Raw genomic sequence first — 22,666 nt, 5'->3', positions numbered from 1 at the left:
AGCATGACGGTTTGATGACCGTTTGGCGGCTGTCACGGTGTTGTCACCAAAGCAGGGCAGCATGGGCGCACCTTTTTGCACCGTTTCACAGCCATGCTCCAGAACACACCGTTCGACGCCCAGGACCTGATGCAGCGCATCGCCAATGACTTGATGGACAGCTACGACGAAGAGTTGGAGCTGGAGATTGAAGACCGCAACGTGGATGAGGTGGGTGACCTGGTGGCCACCGACAAGCTGGAGCGCCAGCGCTACTTCAAAGAGCTGTTTCGCCTGCAGGGCGAGTTGGTCAAGTTGCAGGACTGGGTGCAACACAGCCGCCAGAAGGTGGTGATTCTGTTTGAGGGCCGCGATGCGGCAGGCAAGGGCGGGGTGATCAAACGCATCACCCAGCGGCTGAACCCGCGCGTGGCCCGCGTGGCTGCACTGCCAGCGCCCAACGACCGTGAGCGCACGCAGTGGTACTTTCAGCGCTATGTGGCGCACCTGCCAGCGGCGGGCGAGATCGTGCTGTTTGACCGCAGCTGGTACAACCGGGCGGGTGTGGAGCGCGTGATGGGCTTTTGCTCGGACGACGAGTACGAAGAATTTTTCCGCACCGTACCCGAATTTGAAAAGATGCTGGTGCGCTCGGGCATCAAGCTCGTCAAATACTGGTTCTCCATCACCGATGAAGAGCAGCACCTGCGCTTTCTGGGGCGCATCCACGACCCCCTCAAGCAGTGGAAGCTCAGCCCCATGGACCTGGAAAGCCGCGTGCGCTGGGAGGCTTACACCAAGGCCAAGGAAACCATGCTGGAGCGCACCCACATCCCCGAAGCCCCCTGGTGGGTGGTGCAGGCGGTGGACAAGAAAAAGGCCCGCCTCAACTGCATTCACCACCTGCTGAGCCAGCTGCCCTACCAGGAAGTGCCCCATGCCCCCGTGGTGTTGCCCGAGCGGGTACGCAACCCCGAGTATTTCCGCCAGCCTGTGCCTGCGTCGATGTACGTGCCTGAGGTGTATTGAGCGCCGCAGGCGCCGAAGCTATCTCCGTCTGGGCGGTGTTGCTATAGAGTTGATAGCTGCTAGCGCTTGTCCAGTAAGCGCTGGAGGCCAAAAACACTTCAAACTGATGGGGCCGTCTGTATTTGTTGTGGGCCGATCATGTAGCCCCGCCCCAGCTTGCGAGCGGTTCCTGCCTCCGCTAAAGCGCACCCGAAATGGCGCGGTGCCCCACACCGTTGCGGGCTTTTTACGGTGGCGCCCCCCGCCGTATGTGTTTGTCTCACGGAGGCTGGGGGAAAGCATCGCGCCCCGTGGAGCTTCACTCCTGTTAAGGTGGCAAGGGTTTTCCCTTGGTGATGCATGTCACCCTGCCTGCAATCTTCCCTTCCTCCATGCCCCGCAAACCCCGTCTCTTCTCCCTGGCCAACTGGACCCGCGCCTACCAGCGCAACCTTGCGGCCCTGGTGCGCGCAACCCAGCCAGCGCCCCGGAAAAAGGCCGTTTCAGCGCAGGCCCGGCCGGAGCGCAAGGTGGCAGCCAAGCCTGCTCCCCAACGGCCCAAACTGGCTAACCCTTCTGAGCAATGGATCGCTGGCGTGGCGCCCGGCCCTGCCGGTGCGCGGCGCTTTCACCTGTTTGTGCCGCCGGGGCTGGTGGCTGCACCGGGCGAGACTTTTGCGCTGCTGGTCATGCTGCATGGGTGCCGCCAGACGGGAAGTGACCTGGCCGCCATCTCGCGCATGAACCGCATTGCAACGCGCAAGCGCTTTCTTGTGCTCTACCCGGAGCAAGAGCGCATGGCCAACCCCCAGGGCTGCTGGAACTGGTACGAGCGCCGCAGCGGCAAGGCCGATGCCGAGGCGGCCACGGTCCTCGCCGCCGTGGACCAGGTGGCGCGGCGGCACCCCGTGGACCTGTCACGTGTGGCCGTGGCGGGCCTGTCGGCGGGTGCCAGCATGGCTGCGCTGCTCGCGGCGCTGTACCCCACGCGGTTCTGCGCCGTGGCCATGCATTCGGGGGTGGCACCGGGTACGGCCGAATCGGCCGCCAACGCCTTGGCCGCCATGCGCGGCACCCGTGATGCGCAATTGCCTGATGCATGGCCCGCGCTGCCAGCCGCCATGACCGACACAGGGTTGCCCGCTGCCCCCCAGGGATTGCGCCTGCCGCCCCTGCTGGTGCTGCATGGCGATGCCGACCGCGTGGTGTCCGTGCGCAACGCCATGGCCACAGCGCTGCTCTGGGCCCAGGCGTCGGGCGCCCGTGCCACGGCAGAGCGCACCGTGGCGCGCGGGCAGCGGTATCCGATGCGGGCGGTGGACTTCAAGCTGCGCGGCCAGTTGGCCGTGTCGTTGCGCGAAATTGCCGGGCTGGACCACGCCTGGAGCGGCGGCGCTTCCCGTTGGCCTTACAGCGATCCGGCGGGGCCGGATGCATCCGCCCTGATCTGGGCTTTTGTGGCGAGGCAGTTCAAGAAAATTTGAAGAAAATGGCCGCTAGCGCTTATGTATCAAGCGCTGGTAGCTATCATTTTTGATGGATTGCGTGCACGAAGGCCGCTCAGGTCAGTCGCAGCGGTGCCGTGCCGGTCGAGCGTGCAGCTGGGGCCTGGTGGGATTCGTCCAGATGGAAAGTCGCCACCACCTGCGTCAGCTCTTGCGCGTGCTGCTGCAAGGCTGCGGCAGCCGCTGCGGCTTCTTCCACCAGCGCGGCGTTCTGCTGCGTGCCCTGGTCCATCTGTGCCACGGCCTGGTTGATCTGCTCGATGCCGTCGGTCTGCTCGCGGCTGGCCTGGCTGATTTCTTCGATCACGGACGACACCTGCAGCACGCTGTTCACCACCGCCTGCATGGTGGTGCCAGCTTCCTGAGCCAGTTGCGTGCCTGCCTTGACCTGTTCGGCGGAATTACCGATCAGGGCCTTGATTTCCTTGGCCGCTTCGGAGGAGCGCTGCGCCAGGCTGCGCACTTCGGTCGCCACCACCGCAAAGCCCCGGCCTTGTTCACCGGCGCGGGCTGCTTCCACCGCCGCATTCAGCGCGAGGATGTTGGTCTGGAAGGCAATGCTTTCAATCACGCCTGTGATGTCTGCGACCTTGCGCGACGACGCTTCAATCGAGTCCATGGTCTGCACGACCTTTTCCACCGCAGCGCCCCCCTGGCGCGCCACGTCGGAGGCAGACTTCGCCAACCTGCTGGCCTGGCGTGCGTTGTCGGCGTTCTGTTTGACGTTGGAGGTCATTTCCTCCATCGAGGCGGCGGTTTGCTCCAGAGCGCTGGCTTGGGATTCGGTGCGGCCCGACAGGTTGCTGTTGCCCGCCGCGATCTGTTGCGAGGCGCTGGCGATGTGCTCGGTGCCGCTGCGCACCCGCTGCACGATGCGGTGCAGGCTGTCGCGCATGGCCTGTATGTCCAGCATCAGGCTGGACTCGTCACCGGGCCGGGTCTTCACCGCCACGGCCAGGTCACCCTGGGCAATGCTGCGCGCGATGTGGCGCGCATAGTCGGGCTCGCCACCCAACTGGCGCAGCAGGTTGCGTGAGATCAGGGTGCCCACCACCAGCAGCGCTGCACCCAGCGCCAGTGCTACGGCACCAAAGCCCATGGCGCGTTTCCAGATGGCGGCGTTCACGGTGTCGATGTAGACGCCTGAACCAATCACCCAGCCCCAGGGCTCAAAGCCTTTGACGTAGGAGGTCTTCTCCACCGGAATATCACTGCCAGCCTTGGGCCACATGTAGGGCACAAAACCGGCGCCTTGGGTCTTCACGATGCGCACAAACTCCATGAACAGCGGCAGGCCGTTGGGGTCTTTGTTGGCAGAAAGGTCCTGCCCGTTCAGTTCGGGCCTGACGGGGTGCATCACCATGCGGGGATGCATGTCGTTGATTCAGATGTATTCATTGCCGCTGTAGCGCAGCGCTTGCATGGCCGCTGCTGCGCGCTGCCGGGCTTCTTCGTCGGGCATGGCGCCCTTGGTGCTCAGCGTGTGGAAATGCACGGCAATGCCATAAGCCACCTCGACCACCTGGCGCACACCGGTTTGTCGCTCTTCAAGGATCAGCTTGCGTTCGGAAACCAGGAACCAGGCCGTCATCACCACCATGCCCAAAAGGGCGAACAGCACTTGAAGTGCCAGTTTTCTTGCAATGGTCATGGGGCGCGCTTGAAGTGAAAGGAGAGGTGCAAATCCCAACTTTTTTACAAAAAGTTGCAAATTGTGCTGGTGCGCGCAGATTTTAGTCTTTGGGTTTGCAATGTTCTGACATTGACCCCGTTCTTCAGGGTTTGTCCCGACAAAGCCCCGCAAGCGCGGGAATGTCTACAGGCGCGGGTCACCCTTCAGAGGTGGCGATCCAAGGTCATACCAGTCGTGCGGCGACCAGTTCCTTTTTGAGGTAGGCGTAAAACAGTGGCGCTGCCACCAGTCCCGCCGGGCCAAAGACGGCCTCGGCCACAAACATCACGCTCAGCAACTCCCACACACCCATCTGCGTGCGTTGGCCCACCACCTTGGCGTTGATAACGTATTCGGCCTTGTGGATCAGGATGAGAAAGCCCAGGCAGGCCGCCGCCGCCAGGGGGGACACCGACAAGCCCACAATCGTCATCACCACATTGCACAGCAGGTTGCCCACGATGGGTACCAGGCCCGCCACAAAGGTCAGCGTGATGAGCACCGGAGTGTAGGGAAGGGCCATGTCCCACATCGGCAAAATGAACAGCAGAAACAGGGCCGTGAGCAAGGTGTTGAAGGCTGCAATCCAGAACTGCGCCGCCACGATCTGCCGGAATGCCTCGCCAAACAGGGTGACGCGCTGGGCCAATTGCTGGGCCAAAGGCCCCAGGCCTGCCTTGGTGGTGCGCACAGCGGCCAGCGAGCCAATGAGCAGGCCCACATAGGCAAACAGCACACTGCCCAGCCATGCACGCCCTGCCATGGCCAGTGCGCCTGCCTTGGCGCCCAGGTAGTTGGCGATGATGCGCTGGATTTCTGCGGCGCCCTCGGGCAGATGGGCCGCCATGTCGGCCGGCAGCTTCAGGCGCAATTCCAGCACCGTGCGGGCCATGTAGGTGAGCAATTCGCGGTATTGCTGAGGCGCATCAACCAGGTAACCACGCGAATGCGTCAGCCCGGCGGCCAGCAGCGCCAGGGGCATGAGCATGATCACGGCAGCGGCTACCACCTGGGCGGACCTGGGTGGGGCATCAGCCGTTTGGCGGTTGCGCTGCGCGCCGGGCAGGCGCCGCGTGCCCGCAGCGATCCACGCAGTCAGCGCGCGGGTGAGCAAAAAGCCCAGGCATACGCACAGCAGGCCGGGCAGCAGCCCGCGCCACATCACCAACAAGAGTGCGCCTCCCATCAGTAGATAGCTGGCCAGCACCACACCCGATCTCACCGGCCGAAGGGGCGGTGGGGCGGTGGTATAGGTGGTGAGCGCCGCCGGGGGCTGCTCGGGCGAGAGGGCAGGGGGCTGGTGCTGCGCCATGCGCGTGGTGGTGGAGCAGTGCGGGGTTAGGCGACGACCACTGCGGCACCCTCGCCGCGCTGCGCAATCGTGCCAATGGTGTACACCTGCTCGCCCGCGGCGCGCAGCGTGGCGGCCGTGGCTTCGGCGTTGGCGGCGTCTACCACCACCACCATCCCGATGCCGTTGTTGAACGTGCGGTTCATCTCGATGTCGTCAATGCCTGCGGTCTTTTGCAGCCAGGCAAACAGCTCGGTCTGGGGCCAGCTGCCCTTCTTCAGGTGAGCGGCAGTGCCTTCGGGCAGCACGCGGGGAATGTTTTCCAGCAGGCCGCCCCCGGTGATGTGGGCCAGTGCCTTGATGGGATGTTGTGCCAGCGCGGCCAGTACGTTCTTCACGTACAGGCGGGTGGGTTCCATGATGGCTTGCTTGAAGGGCTTGCCGTCCAGCGTGGCGGGCACGGTACCAGCGGCTTCGGCACGTTCAATGCACTTGCGCACCAGGCTGAAGCCGTTGGAATGCACGCCGTGGCTGGCCAGGCCCAGCACCACATCGCCAGGGGCGACGTTCTGACCAGTCAGGATCTTGGACTTTTCGACTGCGCCCACGGCAAAGCCGGCCAGGTCGTATTCACCTGCGGGGTACATGCCGGGCATTTCAGCGGTTTCACCGCCAATCAGCGCGCAGCCGCTCAGTTCGCAGCCCTTGGCAATGCCGCCCACCACAGCGGCGGCGGTGTCCACGTCCAGCTTACCGCAGGCAAAGTAGTCGAGGAAGAACAGGGGCTCGGCGCCTTGCACCAGCACGTCGTTCACGCTCATGGCCACCAGGTCGATGCCCACGGTGTCGTGTATGTTCCATTCAAACGCCAGCTTGAGCTTGGTGCCCACGCCGTCAGTGCCGCTCACCAGCACGGGTTCCTTGTAGCGCTTGGGCACTTCAAACAGGGCACCAAAGCCGCCAATGCCTGCCAGCACGCCTTCGCGCATGGTTTTCTTGGCCAGGGGCTTGATGCGCTCGACGAGTGCGTCGCCAGCGTCGATGTCAACGCCAGCGTCTTTGTAGGACAGGGGGGTAGGGGTAGCGGCAGAGTTGCTCATGGCGAAGATGGCACGGACCAGCGTGCGCAGCAGACTAAAATTTGCGCAGATTTTACGGGGTGCGCGCCGCCTGCCCGGCGGCTCTCCCTTCACACCGTCCTGTTTTCTCTCTGGAGCCCATGCCGTTCTTCGCCTTTTCTCCTTGCTCCAGCGTGTTGGCCAGCGGGCAGTTGCCATGAAGCAGCTGGCGCTGGATATCGGCCTTGCCACGGGGCCGACACTGTCAAGTTTCTATGCGGGCCCCAACGAAGCCGCCCTGCAGCACCTGCGCTTGTGGGCTGGTGAGGGCAGCAGCCAGAACACCCGCTCGCCTGTGCCCACCTACCTGTGGGGCGAGGCCGGCAGTGGCAAAACCCATTTGCTCAAGGCGGTGTGCGAAGCCCTGCACGAGCAAGGCGCGAGCGTCGGCTGGATGGATGCCTCGGTCGCCAACCCCCCCGACTTTGACGAGCGCTGGGCGGCTGTGGTGATGGACGAAGTGCATCTTTACAACACGGCCCAGCAGGCCAGCGCGTTCAACTGGTTCGTGAACGCCATCAACCCCGCCACCGGCGGCCAGCGCTGGGTGCTGGCTGCGGGCGATTTGCCGCCTGCCGACCTGCCGCTGCGTGATGATTTGCGCAGCCGCATGGGCTGGGGGCATGTGTTCCAGCTGCAATTGCTGGATGAAACCGCGCGTCGCGCCGTGCTGCGCCAGGAAGCAGACGCCCGGGGCGTGTTTTTGGGCGATGAGGTCATGGACTTCATGCTCAAGCGTTTTTCGCGCGATCTGGGCAGTCTGATGCAGTTGCTGGACCAGCTCGATGCCTTTGCCTTGCGCACCCAGCGTGCCATCACCATTCCGTTGCTGAAGGCGATGCTTGAATCGGAATGAAAAGGCTGAGGCCTGTGGATTGCTGTGGATCCACCCAAGCCCGCCCACGCTCAATGCACTTAAAGAATCAATGACGGATACCCAGACCCCTCGCCTTCGGTTGGCCTTGTTCGACCTGGACCACACCCTGCTGCCGCTCGACTCCGATTACGAGTGGGGCGAGTTCACCATTCGCCTTGGCTGGAACGACCCGGTGGAGTTTGCCCGCCGCAACGACGAGTTCTACGCCCATTACCAGGCAGGCACGCTCGACGTACACGACTACGTACGCTTCGCCACTGAGGCGGTTCGCCTGCGGGGGGCTGAGGCCGCCGCGGCAGCCCACGCGCAGTTCATGCGCGAGGTGATTGCCCCTGCCATCCGCCCGCAGGCGCTGGATTTGATCCGCCAGCACCAGGCGGTGGGGGAGCAGGTGCTTATCGTCACGGCAACCAACGAATTCGTCACCCGTCCCATCGCCAAGGCGCTGGGCGTGGAGGAATTGCTGGCCGTGCAATTGGCGCGCGATGCGCAAGGCTGGTACACCGGTGAAATTGACGGCATACCGACCATGCGCCAGGGTAAGGTGCTGCGCATGGAACAATGGCTGGCCGACCGCCAACTGGGCTGGGGCGACGTGGAAAGCACGTTCTACAGCGACTCCATGAACGACGTGCCTTTGCTGGAAAAAGTCGACCATCCTGTGGCCACCAACCCCGATCCCCGGCTGCGCGCCCTGGCGCAAGAGCGCGGCTGGCGCATACTGGACCTTTTCGCGGACGATGCCAGCGCCGCCACTGCGGGCGCGTAAGCTCCCGCCCCCTGAACTGCGCCCCGTGCCAGTCACACTGTTTACTGCATACCCATGATCAAGAAGTTCATCGACAAACTGCTGGGCAAATCGACGCCCGGAACCTCTGGCGGCAAGCCGCACTTCGGCAAGCGCGAAGAGGTTCCTGCCTCGGTGCACGGCATCAACCCCGAGCTGGTGGACCGGCGCGCGGCCGATGTGGTGCACACGCTCAAGGATGCGGGCTACGAGGCCTACATCGTGGGTGGTGCCGTGCGCGACCTGCTGCTGGGTCTGCGCCCCAAGGACTTTGACGTGGCTACCAACGCCACGCCTGAGCAGGTGAAGGCGCTGTTTCGCCGTGCGTTCATCATTGGCAAGCGCTTTCGCATCGTGCACGTGGTGCATGGCCGGGGCCGCGAGCATGAAGTGATCGAGGTTTCCACCTTCCGCGCCTACCTCGACAACTCGGCCGCAGGGCAGGTGAGTGGCAACGAAAAGACCAGCAAGGCTCAGCTGTCGGGCATGCAGCATGCGGTGGATGCCAGCGGCCGCGTGCTGCGCGACAACGTGTGGGGCCCGCAAGACGAAGACGCCACCCGCCGCGACTTCACTGTGAACGCCATGTACTACGACCCGGAAACCCAGGTGGTGGTGGACTACCACAAGGGCATCCAGGACGCGAAGAAGAAAACCCTGCGCATGATTGGCGACCCCGCCACGCGCTACCGCGAAGACCCGGTGCGCATCATCCGCGCCGTGCGTTTCGCCGCCAAGCTCAGCCCCCTGGGTTTCACTATCGACGCCAAGACGGCCGCGCCGCTGGTGCAGTCGCAGGCGCTGTTGGCCGATGTGCCGCAAAGCCGCATGTTTGACGAAATGCTCAAGCTGCTGCAAACCGGCCACGCCATTGCCACCATCGAGCAATTGCGCAAGCTGGGCATGGCCAAGGGCATCTACCCCCTGCTCGACGTGGCTGTGGAGCGGGCCGACACGCCGTTTGTGAAGGCGGCCCTCATGGACACCGACCGCCGCGTGCAAGAAGGCAAACCCGTGGCGCCCAGCTTCTTGCTGGCCTGCGTGCTGTGGGAAGACGTGCGCAAGGGCTGGGACGAGCGCCTGAATCGCCGCGAGCATGCGCTGCCTGCCTTGCAGGATGCGATTGACGAGGTGTTTGACCGCCGCATTGGCGATGTGTCGGGCCGCGGCAAGCTGGCCGCCGACATGCGCGAGATCTGGGTCATGCAGCCGCGCTTTGAAAAGCGCGTGGGCAACACGCCGTTCGGCATGGTGATGCAGCCGCGTTTCCGTGCCGGGTTCGACTTCATGCGCCTGCGCGCCGATGTGGGCGAGGTCGAGGAAGCGCTGGCTGAGTGGTGGCAAGACTTCCAGACGGCCGACGATGAGCGCCGCGACGACCTGATGGACCAGGCCCGGGAAGAGCAGCGGGCGCGCCAGAAAGCGCAGCAACAGGCCCAGCCCGTGGTGCGCCGCGTGCCCAAGAAGGCGGCCCCCGCAGCCGCCGCGCCATCGGCCGAGGCAGAGTTACCCACCGCAGATGGCGCGCCTGATGATGCTGCCGCACCCAAAAAGCGCCGCCGCCGTCGCCGCAAGCCAGGTGGCGCGGCAGGAGACGCCGGGCCAGCATCGTCCCCAGAATGATTGCGGAGCAGGGCGCCGCCGCGCCCGTCGATGTGTGGGTGGGCCTGGGGGCCAACCTGGGTGAACGGGAAGAGGCCCTGCGCAGTGCCTTGCAGCGCATGGCTGAATGGCCTGGCACCCGCTTGATCGCAGTGTCTGCCCTGTACGCCAGCGCCCCCGTAGACGCGGGTGGCCCCGACTACCTGAATGCCGTGGCGCACTTGCAGACCACGCTGGCGCCCCTGGATGTACTGCAGCGCCTGCAGGTCATAGAGCAGGGCGCTGGCCGCGAGCGGCCTTACCGCAATGCTCCGCGCACGCTGGACTTGGACGTGCTGCTGTACGGCAGTGAAGTGCTGTCTACTCCTACGCTCACGGTGCCGCACCCTCGCATGAACGAACGCGCATTTGTGCTGTTGCCGCTGGCGGACCTAGCGCCTGGCTTGGTGAGCCAAGCTGCGCTGGATGCCGTGGCAGACCAGCGCATTACCCGTTTACCCCAGGCATGGGTTGCAGGTTTGCTATAAAAATATGAGCTGCTAGCGCTTGCCATATAAGCGCTAGAGCCCAATTTCTCTCTTAATCTACCTTCGCGCCAGAGAGTTTCACCACGTCCTTGTACTTGGCACGTTCGCTGGCCATGAAGGATTCAAACTGCTGCGGTGTGGTGGGTACAGGCTCTGCCAGCAGCGCGCCAAAGCGCGTCTTGGTTTCCGGGGCCTGCAGGGCTGCGACAAAGGCGCGGTTGAGCTTGTCCACCACGGGCTTGGGCGTGTCCTTGGGCGCTACAAGGCCCCACCAGGTGTCAATGGAAAAGCCCTTGAACGTGCTGGCCATGGTGGGCACACCCGGCAGCGCAGAGGAGGGCTCCAGCGATGTCACGGCCAATGCCTTGAGCTTGCCCGAACGGATATTGGGCGCCGCTGCGGCCAGGTTGTCGATGTTGAAGTCCACCTCGCCCGCCAGCAGTGCCAGCTGCGCAGGGTTGGCTCCGCGGTAAGGGATGTGCAGGGCGTAGATGCCTGCGCGCTGCTTGAACATTTCACCCGCCAGATGGCCTGCACTGCCATTGCCGCCGCTGCCGTAGTTCAGCTTGGCGGGGTTGGCTTTGGCGTAGGCAATCAGGTCAGCCAGGGTGTTGATCTTGAGTTGCTCTGCCTTCGCTGCATTCATGACCAGCACATTGGGCACCCGCACCATCTGCGTGATGGCCACGAAGTCTTTGGCTGCATCGAACGGCATGCGGCTGTAGAGCCACGGGTTCACCGCATGGGTGGCTGTGGCCGCGATGCCAATGGTCAGCCCGTCAGGCGAAGCCTTGGCAATCGCATCGGCCCCGATGTTGCCGCCCGCACCGCCCTTGTTGTCGATGATGACCGTGCCCAGCGAATCGTGCACACGCTCTGCCAGGGCGCGTGCCGTCACATCAATCGGCCCGCCAGGGGCGTATGGAACAATGATTCGGATGGGTTGCCCGGTGTCTTGTGCCAAGACCAGGGGGGACGAGAAGGCTGCTGCGACAGCAGCGCCGGCGACGAGGAGGTTTCTGCGGTTCATGGCTACATTGTTGCAAAAAAGTGAACAACCTCAGAGGGAAGCCAGCATCGAGCGATGTGTGGCAGGCCCTCCAACCCTTTCGGAAAGCAGCAGAATCCAGGAAGTGGATGAATCGCTAGTGGTGCCAAGGCAGCCAGAGATTCATCCTTGCACCGCACCGCCGTGCCCGCCAGCCCTCAAGCCTGCGGGCCGTGTTTGTCGGCTTCGGAGGTGAAGGAATCCGCGAAGAACTCTTCTGCAGGAAGACCCCGCTGCGCCGTGTAGGCCGTGCGTGCCGATTCCACCACGATGGGTGCACCGCAGGCGTAGACCTGGTGGCCCGAGAGGTCGGCAAAGTCGTCCAGCACGGCCTGGTGCACAAAGCCGGTGCGGCCTGTCCACTGGTCTTCGGGCAGCGCGTCAGACACTACGGGCACGTAGCGCAGTTGCGGCATTTGCGCAGCCAGTTCGACCACCCACTGGTGCATGTACAGGTCACCCGGCCGGCGGCCGCCCCAGTACAGCGTGGTGGGGCGTGTGATGCCCTTGAACTGCATGTGATCCAACAAAGCCTTGATGGGGGCAAAGCCCGTGCCCGAGGCTAGCAGCACGATGGGTTTGTCGGAATCTTCGCGCAGGAAGAAGCTGCCGAACGGGCCTTCCACGCGCAGGATTTCTTTCTCCTTCATTGCGCCAAACACGTGGTCGGTGAACTTGCCCCCCGGCAAATGCCGAATGTGCAATTCGACACCTGCGGCGGTGGTCTGGGTGTGCGGCGCATTGGCCATCGAGTAAGCGCGCCGCGCGCCGTCGCGCAGGATGAATTCGATGTACTGGCCTGCGTGGTAGCGGAACGTATCGGCCGCAGGCAGTTGCAGGCGCACCTGCATCACGTCGTGCGACTTTTTCTCCAGCGTGGACACGCGCACAGGCATTTTCTTGATGGGGTAGGCGCTTTCGTCAGTGACTTGCCGGGACTCCAGCACCACATCAGACAAAGGCCGTGCGCAGCAGGTCAGCACGAAACCGGCGGCTTCTTCGTCGGCGCTCAATGCCTTGGCCTGATGGTTTGCGTGGGCTACTGAGCCGCTGAGCTTCTTGCATTTGCAGGAGCCGCAGGCACCGTCCTTGCAGCCATAGGGCAGGCCCACGCCGCTGCGAATGGCGGCAGCCAGAATGGTTTCGTCGCCCTGGCTTTGGAAGCTGCGCCCGCTGGGGGCGACAGAAATCTGGAATGCGGCGGCGCCACTGTCTTCAGGTCGCGTCATGTTGTGGGTATCCTCGGGGTTCTTGTGCGAATGGCGCCGATTTTGCCCTCAGAAACTGAAGGTCTGCTGAGGTGGCCTATTTGCCCGACGTTTCCTTGACATGGGCTGGATGTGGTCGCCACGCGAGCTTTGCGTGCGGATGACCTGCCTGCGCCTGAGCAACACCCATCATCCTCGCTTGTCTGTCCGAAAGAATTCATGAGTACCGTGGCTTTGTCCAGTGGCTTGGGCGCCCTGCCCGCGCGTTTCCGCCGCGAGCGGTTGTTGATTGTGGGGTGTGGCGATGTGGGCATGCGCGTGGCCCGCAACTATGCGCAGGGCGCGGGTGCCGGCCGCGTTCGGGTGATGGCCCTGACCTCCAGTCCAGAACGCAAGGCGGCTTTGCGCGGGGTGTCTGTCACGCCGCTCTTGGGAGACCTGGACCAGCCTGCCACGTTGCGCCGCCTGGCTGGGCTGGCCACGCGGGTGTTGCACCTGGCCCCACCGCCTAGCGAAGGGGGTGGGCGTGACGCGTGGTGGCGCGATCCGCGCACGCTGGCGCTGGCCCGCGCGCTGCGCATGCGCAATTTGCCAATATCGCTGGCGTATGCATCGACCAGTGGGGTGTATGGCGATTGCGCGGGGACGCTGGTGCGCGAAACGCGCCCCGTGGCGCCTGCTACCCCACGCGCCCAGCGCCGTGTGGATGCCGAAGCCGCCGTGCGCCACCTGGGCCGCGCAGGGGTGCGGGCCAGCATTCTGCGCATTCCGGGCATTTACGCGCCTGACCGGGAGGGCGGCACGCCCCAGGCGCGTTTGCTCAAGGGCACGCCAGTGCTGGAGGCGGGCGACGACGTCTACACCAACCACATCCATGCGGACGACCTGGCCCGTGCCTGCGTGGCCGCACTGTGGCGGGGGCGTGCGCAGCGGGCGTACCACATCAGCGATGGGCAGCATATGCAGATGGGGGCGTACTTCGACTTGGCTGCCGATCTGTATGGGCTGCCACGCCCTCCACGCATTCCGCGCAGCGCTGCGAAAGAGCAGCTCTCGCTCATGCTGCTGAGCTTCATGAGTGAATCGCGCCGGCTCGACAACCAGCGCATGCTGCGCGAGCTGGGGGTGCGGTTGCGGTTCCCGGATGTGGTGGCAGGCCTGCGCTCCGGGCTATCCGCCCATCAGCAGGGGGCCTGACCGCCTTTGGAACGGCACACGCCGTCGTTGCCGGGAAAGCGCCCCGGCCCCGCGCGTGGGTAGCGGGCGCCGGTGTTGTCCACGCAGTGAAAGTTGCCGCAGTGCGTGAGGTACGGCTTTTGCGGAACAGGGGGTGCATACACCGGCTGCCGTGGCGGGGCCACGACGATGCGCGGCTGCGTGGCGCGGGCGCGCTCCAGTTCGGCGTAACCCTGTGGGCCCAGGCAGTCCAGATCCATCTGCCGCTGCGCCGCCTCCAGGCGCGGTTCCTGGTCATAGGTGTTGCCTGACAAGGTGCTGGAAACAAGCTCCAGATTTCTGCGTGAACGCGCGCATTCCGCAGAGCGTGCGTAGTCCTGGGGTTGCGGCGCGGTGGCGGCTGCTCTGGCCGCCCTCACGCGTTCTTGGTCGGCTTCGCGCTGCGCCTGCAGATCGGCCGCTGCTTTTTCGGCTTGCAGGCGTTGCTGTTTGAGCTCAATGGCCCGCTCGGCCGCTTTGCGGTCCTGCTCGATCTCTTCGGCGGAGCGTTTGGCCTCCACCTCGTGGCCTGTGGTGCCCGCCGCGCATTTCCCATCGGTGTAGGTGACTTGGCCGGTTTTAGGGTCGGTGCAGCGCACCACCTGGCTGAATGCAGGCAACGCGCTGCAGGCAGCGACGGCCAGCAAGGCGACTGGTTTCCAGAGGGTGATTAAGCGGCGTGGCTGGGTCATGGCAGGGTCTGCTGGCAAGGTTCAGGGCCGGGCACCCGGCATGGAGGGGCGCCCTCCAGGGCCGCGGCCATCTTCCGCACTTTGCCCCTGGGCTGGAGGGCGTGCGTCGCGCCATACCCGGTCAGGCCCTTGCGGGGTGGGTTTGCGGCTGGGTTCGCCGCCCTGGGGCTCGCGGTCAGGCTCTCTTCGGTCGGGGCGGTTGGGGCGCGGGGGGCTGGGCCGGTCTGGGTCACGGTCGCGGTGGGGATCGCGTGCGTTGTCCCGGTCCGGCCGCCTCCAGTGGCCAGGGGGCGCGGGGCGGCGGTCATCCCAGTGGCGGTCGTAGCCGGGGCGGCCGTAGTAGGCCGGTGGGGGTGGCGCCGGGTAGGGGCGAACGATGTAGGGCTGCGGCTAGATGTACACCGGTGGCTCGCCATACACGGGGTGGTAGGCGGGCTCGTAGTAGCTATCTCCGGGTACGGTGGCGCAACCGGCAAGGACTGTTGCCACTGCCGCTGCACTCATAAACCGGAGGAAAAATGTCGTCATGGGCCGTTCCCTGGGGTGGTGCCACCTTTGCAGGCGCCGTGAACTGCCCAAGCAGGCGGTATTCACGGTGGGAGCACGCTACCACATGACGTTTGGGCACACGGTCTGGTTGACCGTTGCGGCCAACCAGGGCCCGGCCCAGGCCCCGCGGCGCTTGCGGGTGTGGGCAAGCGCTGCCGGGCCAAGTCTGCGTCAGTGCGGCAGAACCCGGCGGATGGTTTCCGCCAGTTCTTCGGCCACGAACTTGGCCACGTAGCCATCAGCGCCCACGCTGCGCACATGGTCTTCATTGGCTGAGCCCGAGAGCGACGAGTGGATGACCACGGGCAGGCCGCTGAAGCGCGTATCCTGCTTGATGTTGCGCGTGAGCGTAAAGCCGTCCATCTCGGGCATTTCCAAGTCAGTCAGCACCATGGCCACGCGGTCGGTCACGGCCTTGCCCTCGGCTTCGGCGGCCTTGGCGATGGCGTTCAAGCGGTCCCAGGCTTCCTTGCCTGACTTGACCATTTCATAGGGAGCATGCAGAGCCTTCAGCTCTTGCTCGATGAGCGAGCGGGCGACAAACGAATCGTCTGCCGCCAGAACGATGGTGCCGGGCTTGAGCTTGAGCTTGGCGCCGACCTTCTCTTCGGTCACTTCGTGGCCGTCCGATGGCGACACCATCTGCAAGATGGCTTCCACGTCCAGCACCTGGGCCAGGCGCGACTCGTCGGTGTTGCCATCCAGGCGGGCAATGCTGGTCACCAGCTTGCCAGCGGCGCCGCTGGTTTCAGCGGAGAGCACTTGTTTCCAGTCCAGACGCACGATGTCTTCCACCGATTCCACGGCGAAAGCCTGCGTGGTGCGCGCGTATTCCGTCACCAGAATGATGTTCAAACCCGTCTGGGGCTTGCAGCCCACGATGGAGGGCAAGTCCAGCACCGGAATCACCTGGCCGCGCAGGTTGACCACCCCTAGCGAATGCGCCGTGGTGCCCGCAATCGGGGTGATGCTGGGCATGGCCACGATTTCGCGGATCTTGAATACGTTGATCCCGAACAGCTCGGACTTGCCCAGCGCGCTGTCGATACCCAGGCGGAACAGCAGCAGCTCGAACTTGTTGGTGCTGGTGAGGTTGGTTCGCTCGTCAATTTCCTGCTGAACTGCTTTCATGGTCGTGTCCTTCGCGTTGATACGCATATTTACAAATTCTAGGAGGAGTTCAGGTTGCGAGGGTGAGGAAATTTTCAGGCTTAACCCGTACAACCCGCCCCGAATCTGCCCGGCAGCGGGGCAACCAGGGGTGGCACAGCGGCATGGGCGGCTGCCAAGGTGCCAGCATACGTCTTGCGCGTCGCATTTACGCGTAATTTTGCGCAATGAAGGGGATATCCCACTCTCGGTACGTGCGTGCATTGGCTGGCAGGGATGTGCGCGTGGCTGGACGAGGCGCTTTGAAGGGGGCGGCCAACCCCCGTTCTGGCCTGCTGCCCCGAGTGCCTTGCGCGGGCTTTCACGCCTAGGCCAAGAATGCCGGGTCACATCAGCAAACCGTGGTTTTCCCTCAGCAGAATTGCGTTGCTATTAAAAATATAGCTGCTTGCGCTTATCTGGCGGGCGCTAGAGGGTGTTTTTTCTCAAATTCGCCATCCACACTTGCTTGCGACTTCTTGTGATCGTTAATCCCTTGCAGGCTTGATGCTTGTCAAATTGCAACCAGCGGTGCGCGCAAAAATGGTACTTTCATAATTTTGTAACAAGCCCTCGCGCGCTGAGATCGCTACTGCGGATGCCAGAAAACGGCCTTGCTCGGTCTGGCCTGCAGCACAAGCTGCGAACGTGGGCGTGCCCAACCTGATACCTCGCCATGACACAACGCCGCGCTTCTGTTCCTCCCGCCGCTTCGGTCAGCCCTCTTGATGGCGTCGAGCCTGCCACGCCGGCCAGGCGCCGCCGGGCATCGGCGGCGGTCAAGACTCCCGTGCGTGCGGGGCGCACCGTGGCCCGTGGCGATGTCTCTCCCAGTCTGCGGCCCGCCACGCTGGCGCGGCATGTGGCGCAGCAGGCGGTGCAGGCGGCAGATGGGCAGCAGACGTCGGCCGTGCTGTCTTTGCTGGGCAGCGACGACGCCACGCAAACCACCCAGGAGCGCATTGACAGCCTGCGGGCCTTGCTGGCGGGGGCTTCGCAAGATGACCTGGACGCGCTGCGCGAAGCCCTGCGCCAGCACATGGACCGTGGGGATGAAGAGTCTGACGACAGCGTGAACCCTGACGAGGAGCTGGCCAGGGATTGGCGCCGGGGCGCCTACCCTTACCGCAACTTGCTGCGCCGCTCTACCTACGAACGTGAGAAGTTTCGTCTGCAGGTCGAATTGCTCAAGCTGCAGGCCTGGGTCAAGGAGACTGGGCAGCGCGTGGTGATCTTGTTTGAGGGGCGCGACGCCGCAGGCAAGGGCGGCACCATCAAGCGCTTCATGGAGCATTTGAACCCCCGTGGCGCGCGCGTGGTGGCGCTGCAAAAGCCCACTGAAACCGAGCGTGGCCAGTGGTACTTCCAGCGCTATGTGCAGCACCTGCCCACGCAGGGCGAGATCGTGATGTTTGACCGCAGCTGGTACAACCGCGCCCGTGTGGAGCGGGTGATGGGCTTTTGCTCGGACGCCGAATACGCCGAGTTCATGCGCCAGGCCCCAGAGTTTGAGCGCCACCTGGTGCGCAGTGGCGTGCATGTGATCAAATTCTGGTTCTCGGTCAGCCAAAAAGAGCAGCGCCGCCGCTTCAAGGAGCGTGAGGCGCACCCGCTCAAGCAGTGGAAGCTCAGCCCCATCGACACCGCATCGCTCGACAAGTGGGACGACTACACGCGCGCCAAGGAAGCCATGTTCTGCGATACCGACACGGCCGACGCGCCCTGGACGGTGATCAAAAGCGACTGCAAGAAGCGCGCACGCCTCAATGCCATGCGTTACGTGCTGCACAAGCTGCCTTACGCGGCCAAAGACCTCGCCCGCATCGGCAAGCTGGACCCGCTCATCGTTGGGCGCGCCCATGTGGTGTACGAGCGTGGCGAGCAGCCCGGCGCGATCCTCTAATAAGGCCAGCCAAGCCTGCCACGCTCTGGCGGCGCTAGCGTCATGTGGGGGCCTAGCCCGCAGCCAGTGACGGAGTGCGAGCGGCGGGGGCGGGAGAGGCCGAGTCCTGCGCAGACACACGGAAGAACGCCACCGCATCAACCAGCTGCCGCGCCTGTAGCTTGAGGCTGTCGGCCGCAGCCGCGCTTTCTTCCACCAGGGCGGGGTTTTGCTGGGTCACCTGCCACGCTGTTGGCGTTGGTGCGCACCACCGACCGGCTGAACAGCAGCGCCCCCACCACGCTGGCAGCGCACACGGCCAGCATCACGATCAGGCTGAGCGTGGTGGCCTGGCTGGCGCGCTGGGCCGCCTGGCTGGCGGTGTCTGCACTGGCCTTGGCGATCAGCTCTGCGGCTTCGTCCAGCAGCTTCGACGGCTCCCGGTCCATGCCTTGCACCGCCTTGTCGCCAGCCTGTGGGTCGTGGTCTGCTGCCTGAAAGGCTTCGTAGCCCTTGTGCGTAGCTCTGCGCTACGGAGGTTTCGTACACCGCAAGTGCCTGGTTCAGCTGCTGTATGCCGAACAGAACCGCACCCATCAACAGCAGCAGCGCCGCCAGAAAGGCGAGGAGGCGCTTGAGACTGAGCTTCATGGAAATCTCCAAACAAAAAGCAGACCTGTTCTTCGTATCTGCTCTCGTCCATCCCTCACGTCACCCCGGATGACCCAAGAGCAAATGCCGCGCTTTGTCGGTGCCCCGCACTGCGCAACGCGGGCTGGCGCATTGCGCACCGGTTACGAATTGTTTGTGTGAAGACCACAGGCCTTGGCAGGCAGCCTCGCCCATGAAAAAAGCCCCCGGGGTACGGGGGCTTGCGTGGCTCAGGCGTTGGCCTGCTTCGCTTGCAGGGCCAACGCAGGGGCGCGGCAGATCAGTCCATGGTCAGCTTTTGCTTGGCCACTACGTCTTTGTAAACCGCGAGTTCTTCACGCATCTGCTTGGCAAAGGCCTCAGGCGTGTCGGCCATGATGATGGAGCCGGTTTCCTCGATGCGCTTGCGAATGGCGGGGTCTTGCACCACCTTGCGCACGGCGGCGTTCACTTTGTCCACCACGTCCTTGGGCATGCCCTTGGGGCCAATCAGCCCGTAGTAGGCCATGCGGTTCACCTGCTCCAGGCCGACTTCCTTGAAGGTGGGAACGTCGGGCAGAGCAGGTACGCGCTGGGGCGCTGCCACCACCAGGGCCACCAGGCGCTTTTCCTTGATGAAGGGCAGGGCCGAGGGCAGGTTGTCAAAAATCAGCGGCACCTGGCCGGCCACCGCATCGGTCAGTGCGGGGCCTGAGCCACGGTAAGGCACGTGCACCATGAAGGTCTGCGTGCCCAGCTTGAACATCTCCATCATCAGGTGGGTGATGCTGCCATTGCCGGGCGAGGCGTACGAGTACTTGCCTGGCTCGCGCTTCACGGCAGCCAGCATGCCCTTGTAATCCTGAAAAGGCAGCTTGGGGTAGGCCGCAATCACATTGGGCGTGGCCGCAATGTTGATGATGGGTGTGAAGTCGGTGGCGACGTTGTACGGAATTTTGGGGTTGATGGCCGGGTTGGTGGCCGTGGTGGAGACGGTGGCCATGCCCAGGTTATAGCCATCGGGGGCGGCGCGCGCGGTTTCGGCAGCGCCAATGCTGCCGCCGCCACCGCCGCGGTTTTCCACCACCACGGGTTGGCCCAGTTCGCGCCCCAGGGGCTCGGCAATCACGCGGGCAATCAGGTCGGTGGTGCCGCCTGCCGCAAACGGAACCAGCAGGCGGATGGGCTTGCTGGGCCAGGCGGTTTGGGCCTGGGCTGTGCTGGCTGCGAGGGCGAGGATGCCCAGAGCGAGGGCGGTGCGGCGAATCATGAGGTTGTCTCTCCTTGTTATAGGGTGCGCGCAGCACAGGCTGGCGCAGCTTTCTCGCATGAGGGTGCCTGTGCACCCAATGTTTTTGGCCCGGAAGTCAGATGGCCTTGGCCGCGCGCAGCGCTGCAATGCGGTCGGCATCCAGCCCCAGCTCGCGCAGCACCTCATCGGTGTGCTGCCCCAGGGCGGGCGGCGCATTGCGCAGCACGGGCGGTGTGGCCGACAGGCGCAGCGGGCTGGCCACGCCGGTGATGTGCGTGATGCCATCGCCCGCTTCACCATCCTTCCAGCGCGGCAACGATACGGCCAGGCCGCGTGCCTTGACTTGTGCGTCGTCAAACGCCTGGGCAATGGTGTTGATGGGACCGCAGGGCACGGCCTTGTCTTCCAGCAAAGTAATCCAATCGGCCGTGGTGCGCGTTCGGGTCACAGCCTCCATGGCGGGGATGAGCTCTGCGCGGTGCTTCACACGCAGCGTGTTGGTGGCAAAGCGTTCGTCGCTGGCCCACTGGGGTTGCCCGGCGGCTGCGCAAAAGCGCTGGAACTGCCCGTCGTTGCCAATGGCCAGCAGCATGTTGCCGTCCTGCGTGGGGAAGTCCTGGTAGGGCGCGAGGCTGGGGTGGCTGTTGCCCATGCGGCCAGGGGCCTGGCCGGTGGCCAAAAAGCCTGCGGCCTGGTTGGCCAGCACGGCCATGCCCACGTCCAGCAGGGCCATGTCGATGTGCTGGCCCTGGCCCGTGTGGTGGCGCACGTTCAGCGCCGCCAAAATGGCATTGCTGGCGTACAGGCCTGTGAACAGGTCGATGACGGCCACACCCACGCGCATGGGGCCACCGCCGGGGGCGTTGTCTGCGTGGCCGGTGATGCTCATCAGGCCTGTCATGGCCTGCACCATCAGGTCGTAGCCTGCGCGTTCGGCGTAGGGGCCGTCTTGCCCAAAGCCGGTGACGGAGCAGTAGATGAGCCGTGGGTTGAGCGCCCGCAGGCTTTCATGGTCCAGCCCGTACTGCTTGAGGCCGCCGACCTTGAAGTTCTCCACCACGATGTCAGCCTGCAGCGCCATCTGCTTGATGAGCGCCTGGCCCTCGGCAGTGGCCATGTCGATGGTGACCGAGCGCTTGTTGCGATTGCAGGCCGTGAAGTAGCTGGCCTGGTGGGTGTCGTTGCCCTGGGCATCCTTCAGAAAGGGAGGGCCCCACTGGCGCGTGTCGTCGCCCAGGCCTGGGCGCTCCACCTTCACCACATCTGCACCCAGGTCTGCCAGCATTTGCGTGCACCAGGGGCCCGCCAGAACGCGCGACAGGTCAAGGACTCGGATACCGGCCAGCGCGCCCGGCGTTGCAGAGGTGGAATTCATGGTTTTGAATAAAAAAATGCCGCTAGCGCTTATGGATAAAGCGCTAGCAGCTATCAAAAGATGAGCGCTATCAGTTGGCGAACGCCGCCAGACCCGTCTGTGCGCGGCCCAGAATCAGCGCGTGCACATCGTGCGTGCCTTCGTAGGTGTTCACCACTTCCAGATTCACCAAGTGGCGGGCCACGCCAAACTCGTCGCTGATGCCGTTGCCGCCCATCATGTCGCGCGCCAGGCGGGCAATGTCCAGCGCCTTGCCACAGCTGTTGCGCTTGATGATGGAGGTGCCTTCCACGCTGGCCGTGCCTGCGTCCTTCATGCGGCCGAACTGCAGGCAGGCCTGCAGGCCGATGGCGATCTCGGTCTGCATGTCGGCTAGCTTCTTCTGGATGAGCTGGTTGGCAGCCAGGGGGCGGCCAAACTGCTTGCGGTCCAGCGTGTACTGGCGGGCGGTGTGCCAGCAGAACTCGGCCGCGCCCAGTGCGCCCCAGGCGATGCCGTAGCGGGCGCTGTTCAGGCAGGTGAACGGGCCCTTTAGGCCTTGCACTTCAGGGAAGGCGTTTTCTTCGGGCACGAACACGTCGTCCATCACGATCTCACCGGTGATCGATGCGCGCAGGCCCACCTTGCCGTGGATGGCGGGGGCGCTCAATCCCTTCATGCCCTTTTCTAGCACGAAGCCACGAATCGGGCCCACGGCGCCGCCTTCGGAGACTTCCTTGGCCCAGACCACGAACACGTCGGCCACGGGGCTGTTGGTGATCCACATCTTGCTGCCCTTGAGCTTGTAGCCGCCATGGACCTTGTAGGCGCGCGTGGCCATGCTGCCAGGGTCAGAGCCATGGTCGGGCTCGGTCAGGCCAAAGCAGCCAATCCACTCGCCGCTGGCGAGCTTGGGCAGGTACTTCTGGCGCTGGGCTTCGCTGCCGAATTCATAAATGGGCACCATCACCAGCGACGACTGCACGCTGGCCATCGAGCGGTAGCCTGAGTCCACACGCTCCACTTCGCGGGCGATCAGGCCGTAGGCCACATATGACAGTCCGGGGCCGCCGTACTGCTCGGGGATGGTGGGGCCCAGCAGGCCCACTTCGCCCATCTCGCGGAAGATGCTCACGTCCATCTTTTCGTGGCGGAAGGCGTCCAGCACGCGCGGGGCCAGCTTGTCCTGGCAGTAGGCCGCCGCTGCGTCGCGGATGGCGCGCTCGTCGTCGGTCAGTTGCTGGCTCAGGAGGAACGGGTCATCCCATTGAAAAGCGGCGTGGGCCATGTGCGTGTCTCCAGGTCAAAAAGAGGGGGGTAA

General features: G+C 64.4%; 21 protein-coding genes. 8 read left to right on the top strand and 13 right to left on the bottom strand.

Annotated features, from left to right (window positions below; all coding sequences use genetic code 11):
• Positions 1–93: 93 nt before the first annotated feature.
• On the top strand, positions 94–1,008 hold the full coding sequence (gene ppk2, locus IHV84_RS12355) for a polyphosphate kinase 2 (RefSeq protein ID WP_198847088.1): 915 nt from the start codon (positions 94–96) through the stop codon (positions 1,006–1,008).
• Positions 1,009–1,379: 371 nt separating this feature from the next.
• Entirely contained in the window at positions 1,380–2,471 is a 1,092-nt protein-coding gene (locus IHV84_RS12350) for a PHB depolymerase family esterase (RefSeq protein WP_198847087.1), read from the top strand.
• A gap of 76 nt (positions 2,472–2,547) precedes the next feature.
• Here the strand turns inward: IHV84_RS12350 and IHV84_RS12345 are convergent, their stop codons facing one another.
• The 4 genes from IHV84_RS12345 to purM form a co-directional block, all read right to left on the bottom strand.
• Entirely contained in the window at positions 2,548–3,867 is a 1,320-nt protein-coding gene (locus IHV84_RS12345; protein ID WP_255523766.1) for a methyl-accepting chemotaxis protein, read from the bottom strand.
• A gap of 9 nt (positions 3,868–3,876) precedes the next feature.
• The gene (locus IHV84_RS20455) at positions 3,877–4,143 is read right to left on the bottom strand and encodes a hypothetical protein (RefSeq protein ID WP_233099979.1); all 267 of its coding nucleotides are present in this window, start codon (positions 4,141–4,143) and stop codon (positions 3,877–3,879) included.
• Positions 4,144–4,348: 205 nt separating this feature from the next.
• Complete coding sequence (locus IHV84_RS12340; RefSeq protein WP_198847086.1) at positions 4,349–5,476, bottom strand: AI-2E family transporter; 1,128 nt, start codon at positions 5,474–5,476, stop codon at positions 4,349–4,351.
• 26 nt (positions 5,477–5,502) lie between these two features.
• Positions 5,503–6,555, bottom strand: coding sequence for a phosphoribosylformylglycinamidine cyclo-ligase (gene purM, locus IHV84_RS12335; protein ID WP_198847085.1), 1,053 nt, complete (start codon positions 6,553–6,555; stop codon positions 5,503–5,505).
• Positions 6,556–6,730: 175 nt separating this feature from the next.
• Between purM and hda the strand changes: the two genes are divergently transcribed.
• From hda to folK, 4 genes are all read left to right on the top strand, one after another.
• Complete coding sequence (gene hda / locus IHV84_RS12330; protein ID WP_066697200.1) at positions 6,731–7,429, top strand: DnaA regulatory inactivator Hda; 699 nt, start codon at positions 6,731–6,733, stop codon at positions 7,427–7,429.
• A 70-nt stretch (positions 7,430–7,499) separates the two neighbouring features.
• Entirely contained in the window at positions 7,500–8,219 is a 720-nt protein-coding gene (locus tag IHV84_RS12325) for an HAD family phosphatase (protein WP_198847084.1), read from the top strand.
• Between the two features lie 54 nt (positions 8,220–8,273).
• Positions 8,274–9,860, top strand: a complete 1,587-nt coding sequence (pcnB, locus tag IHV84_RS12320) for a polynucleotide adenylyltransferase PcnB (protein ID WP_198847083.1) — start codon at positions 8,274–8,276, stop codon at positions 9,858–9,860.
• Entirely contained in the window at positions 9,857–10,366 is a 510-nt protein-coding gene (gene folK, locus IHV84_RS12315) for a 2-amino-4-hydroxy-6-hydroxymethyldihydropteridine diphosphokinase (RefSeq protein ID WP_198847082.1), read from the top strand. The genes pcnB and folK overlap by 4 nt, the downstream gene beginning before the upstream one ends.
• Positions 10,367–10,418: 52 nt before the next feature.
• Here the strand turns inward: folK and IHV84_RS12310 are convergent, their stop codons facing one another.
• Positions 10,419–11,396, bottom strand: coding sequence for a tripartite tricarboxylate transporter substrate binding protein (locus IHV84_RS12310; RefSeq protein ID WP_198847081.1), 978 nt, complete (start codon positions 11,394–11,396; stop codon positions 10,419–10,421).
• Positions 11,397–11,572: 176 nt separating this feature from the next.
• Positions 11,573–12,643: a CDP-6-deoxy-delta-3,4-glucoseen reductase gene (locus tag IHV84_RS12305; RefSeq protein ID WP_198847080.1), complete on the bottom strand. Its 1,071-nt coding sequence runs from the start codon at positions 12,641–12,643 to the stop codon at positions 11,573–11,575.
• Between the two features lie 198 nt (positions 12,644–12,841).
• On the opposite strand from IHV84_RS12305, the gene IHV84_RS12300 reads away from it, so the two are divergent.
• Complete coding sequence (locus tag IHV84_RS12300; RefSeq protein ID WP_198847079.1) at positions 12,842–13,819, top strand: SDR family oxidoreductase; 978 nt, start codon at positions 12,842–12,844, stop codon at positions 13,817–13,819.
• Here the strand turns inward: IHV84_RS12300 and IHV84_RS12295 are convergent.
• The 3 genes from IHV84_RS12295 to IHV84_RS12285 all read right to left on the bottom strand — a co-directional run bounded on the left by IHV84_RS12295 (position 13,804) and on the right by IHV84_RS12285 (position 16,209).
• Positions 13,804–14,529 (bottom strand): DUF4124 domain-containing protein, encoded by a 726-nt coding sequence (locus IHV84_RS12295; protein ID WP_233099978.1) that lies wholly within the window; start codon positions 14,527–14,529, stop codon positions 13,804–13,806. The genes IHV84_RS12300 and IHV84_RS12295 overlap by 16 nt on opposite strands.
• 390 nt (positions 14,530–14,919) lie before the next feature.
• Positions 14,920–15,057 (bottom strand): hypothetical protein, encoded by a 138-nt coding sequence (locus IHV84_RS12290; RefSeq protein WP_198847078.1) that lies wholly within the window; start codon positions 15,055–15,057, stop codon positions 14,920–14,922.
• Positions 15,058–15,249: 192 nt separating this feature from the next.
• Positions 15,250–16,209 (bottom strand): chemotaxis protein, encoded by a 960-nt coding sequence (locus IHV84_RS12285; RefSeq protein WP_198847077.1) that lies wholly within the window; start codon positions 16,207–16,209, stop codon positions 15,250–15,252.
• A 694-nt stretch (positions 16,210–16,903) separates the two neighbouring features.
• Between IHV84_RS12285 and ppk2 (IHV84_RS12280) the strand changes: the two genes are divergently transcribed.
• A complete protein-coding gene (gene ppk2 / locus IHV84_RS12280) occupies positions 16,904–18,130 on the top strand; it encodes a polyphosphate kinase 2 (protein ID WP_198847076.1) in 1,227 nt (408 codons plus the stop codon).
• A gap of 137 nt (positions 18,131–18,267) precedes the next feature.
• Here ppk2 (IHV84_RS12280) and IHV84_RS12275 read toward each other — a convergent pair whose 3' ends face one another.
• The 4 genes from IHV84_RS12275 to IHV84_RS12260 form a co-directional block, all read right to left on the bottom strand.
• Positions 18,268–18,558, bottom strand: a complete 291-nt coding sequence (locus IHV84_RS12275; protein WP_198847075.1) for a hypothetical protein — start codon at positions 18,556–18,558, stop codon at positions 18,268–18,270.
• A 482-nt stretch (positions 18,559–19,040) separates the two neighbouring features.
• Positions 19,041–20,009, bottom strand: a complete 969-nt coding sequence (locus IHV84_RS12270; protein WP_044398175.1) for a tripartite tricarboxylate transporter substrate binding protein BugE — start codon at positions 20,007–20,009, stop codon at positions 19,041–19,043.
• A 97-nt stretch (positions 20,010–20,106) separates the two neighbouring features.
• The gene (locus IHV84_RS12265) at positions 20,107–21,366 is read right to left on the bottom strand and encodes a CaiB/BaiF CoA-transferase family protein (RefSeq protein WP_198847074.1); all 1,260 of its coding nucleotides are present in this window, start codon (positions 21,364–21,366) and stop codon (positions 20,107–20,109) included.
• A 70-nt stretch (positions 21,367–21,436) separates the two neighbouring features.
• Positions 21,437–22,633 (bottom strand): acyl-CoA dehydrogenase, encoded by a 1,197-nt coding sequence (locus IHV84_RS12260; RefSeq protein WP_198847073.1) that lies wholly within the window; start codon positions 22,631–22,633, stop codon positions 21,437–21,439.
• Positions 22,634–22,666 lie beyond the last annotated feature (33 nt).

This window comes from Acidovorax sp. IB03, from assembly GCF_016406015.1.
Lineage (GTDB): Bacteria > Pseudomonadota > Gammaproteobacteria > Burkholderiales > Burkholderiaceae_C > Acidovorax > Acidovorax temperans.
Note: the sequence above shows the minus strand (reverse complement) of the source record. Positions and strands in the feature narration are given on the sequence as shown.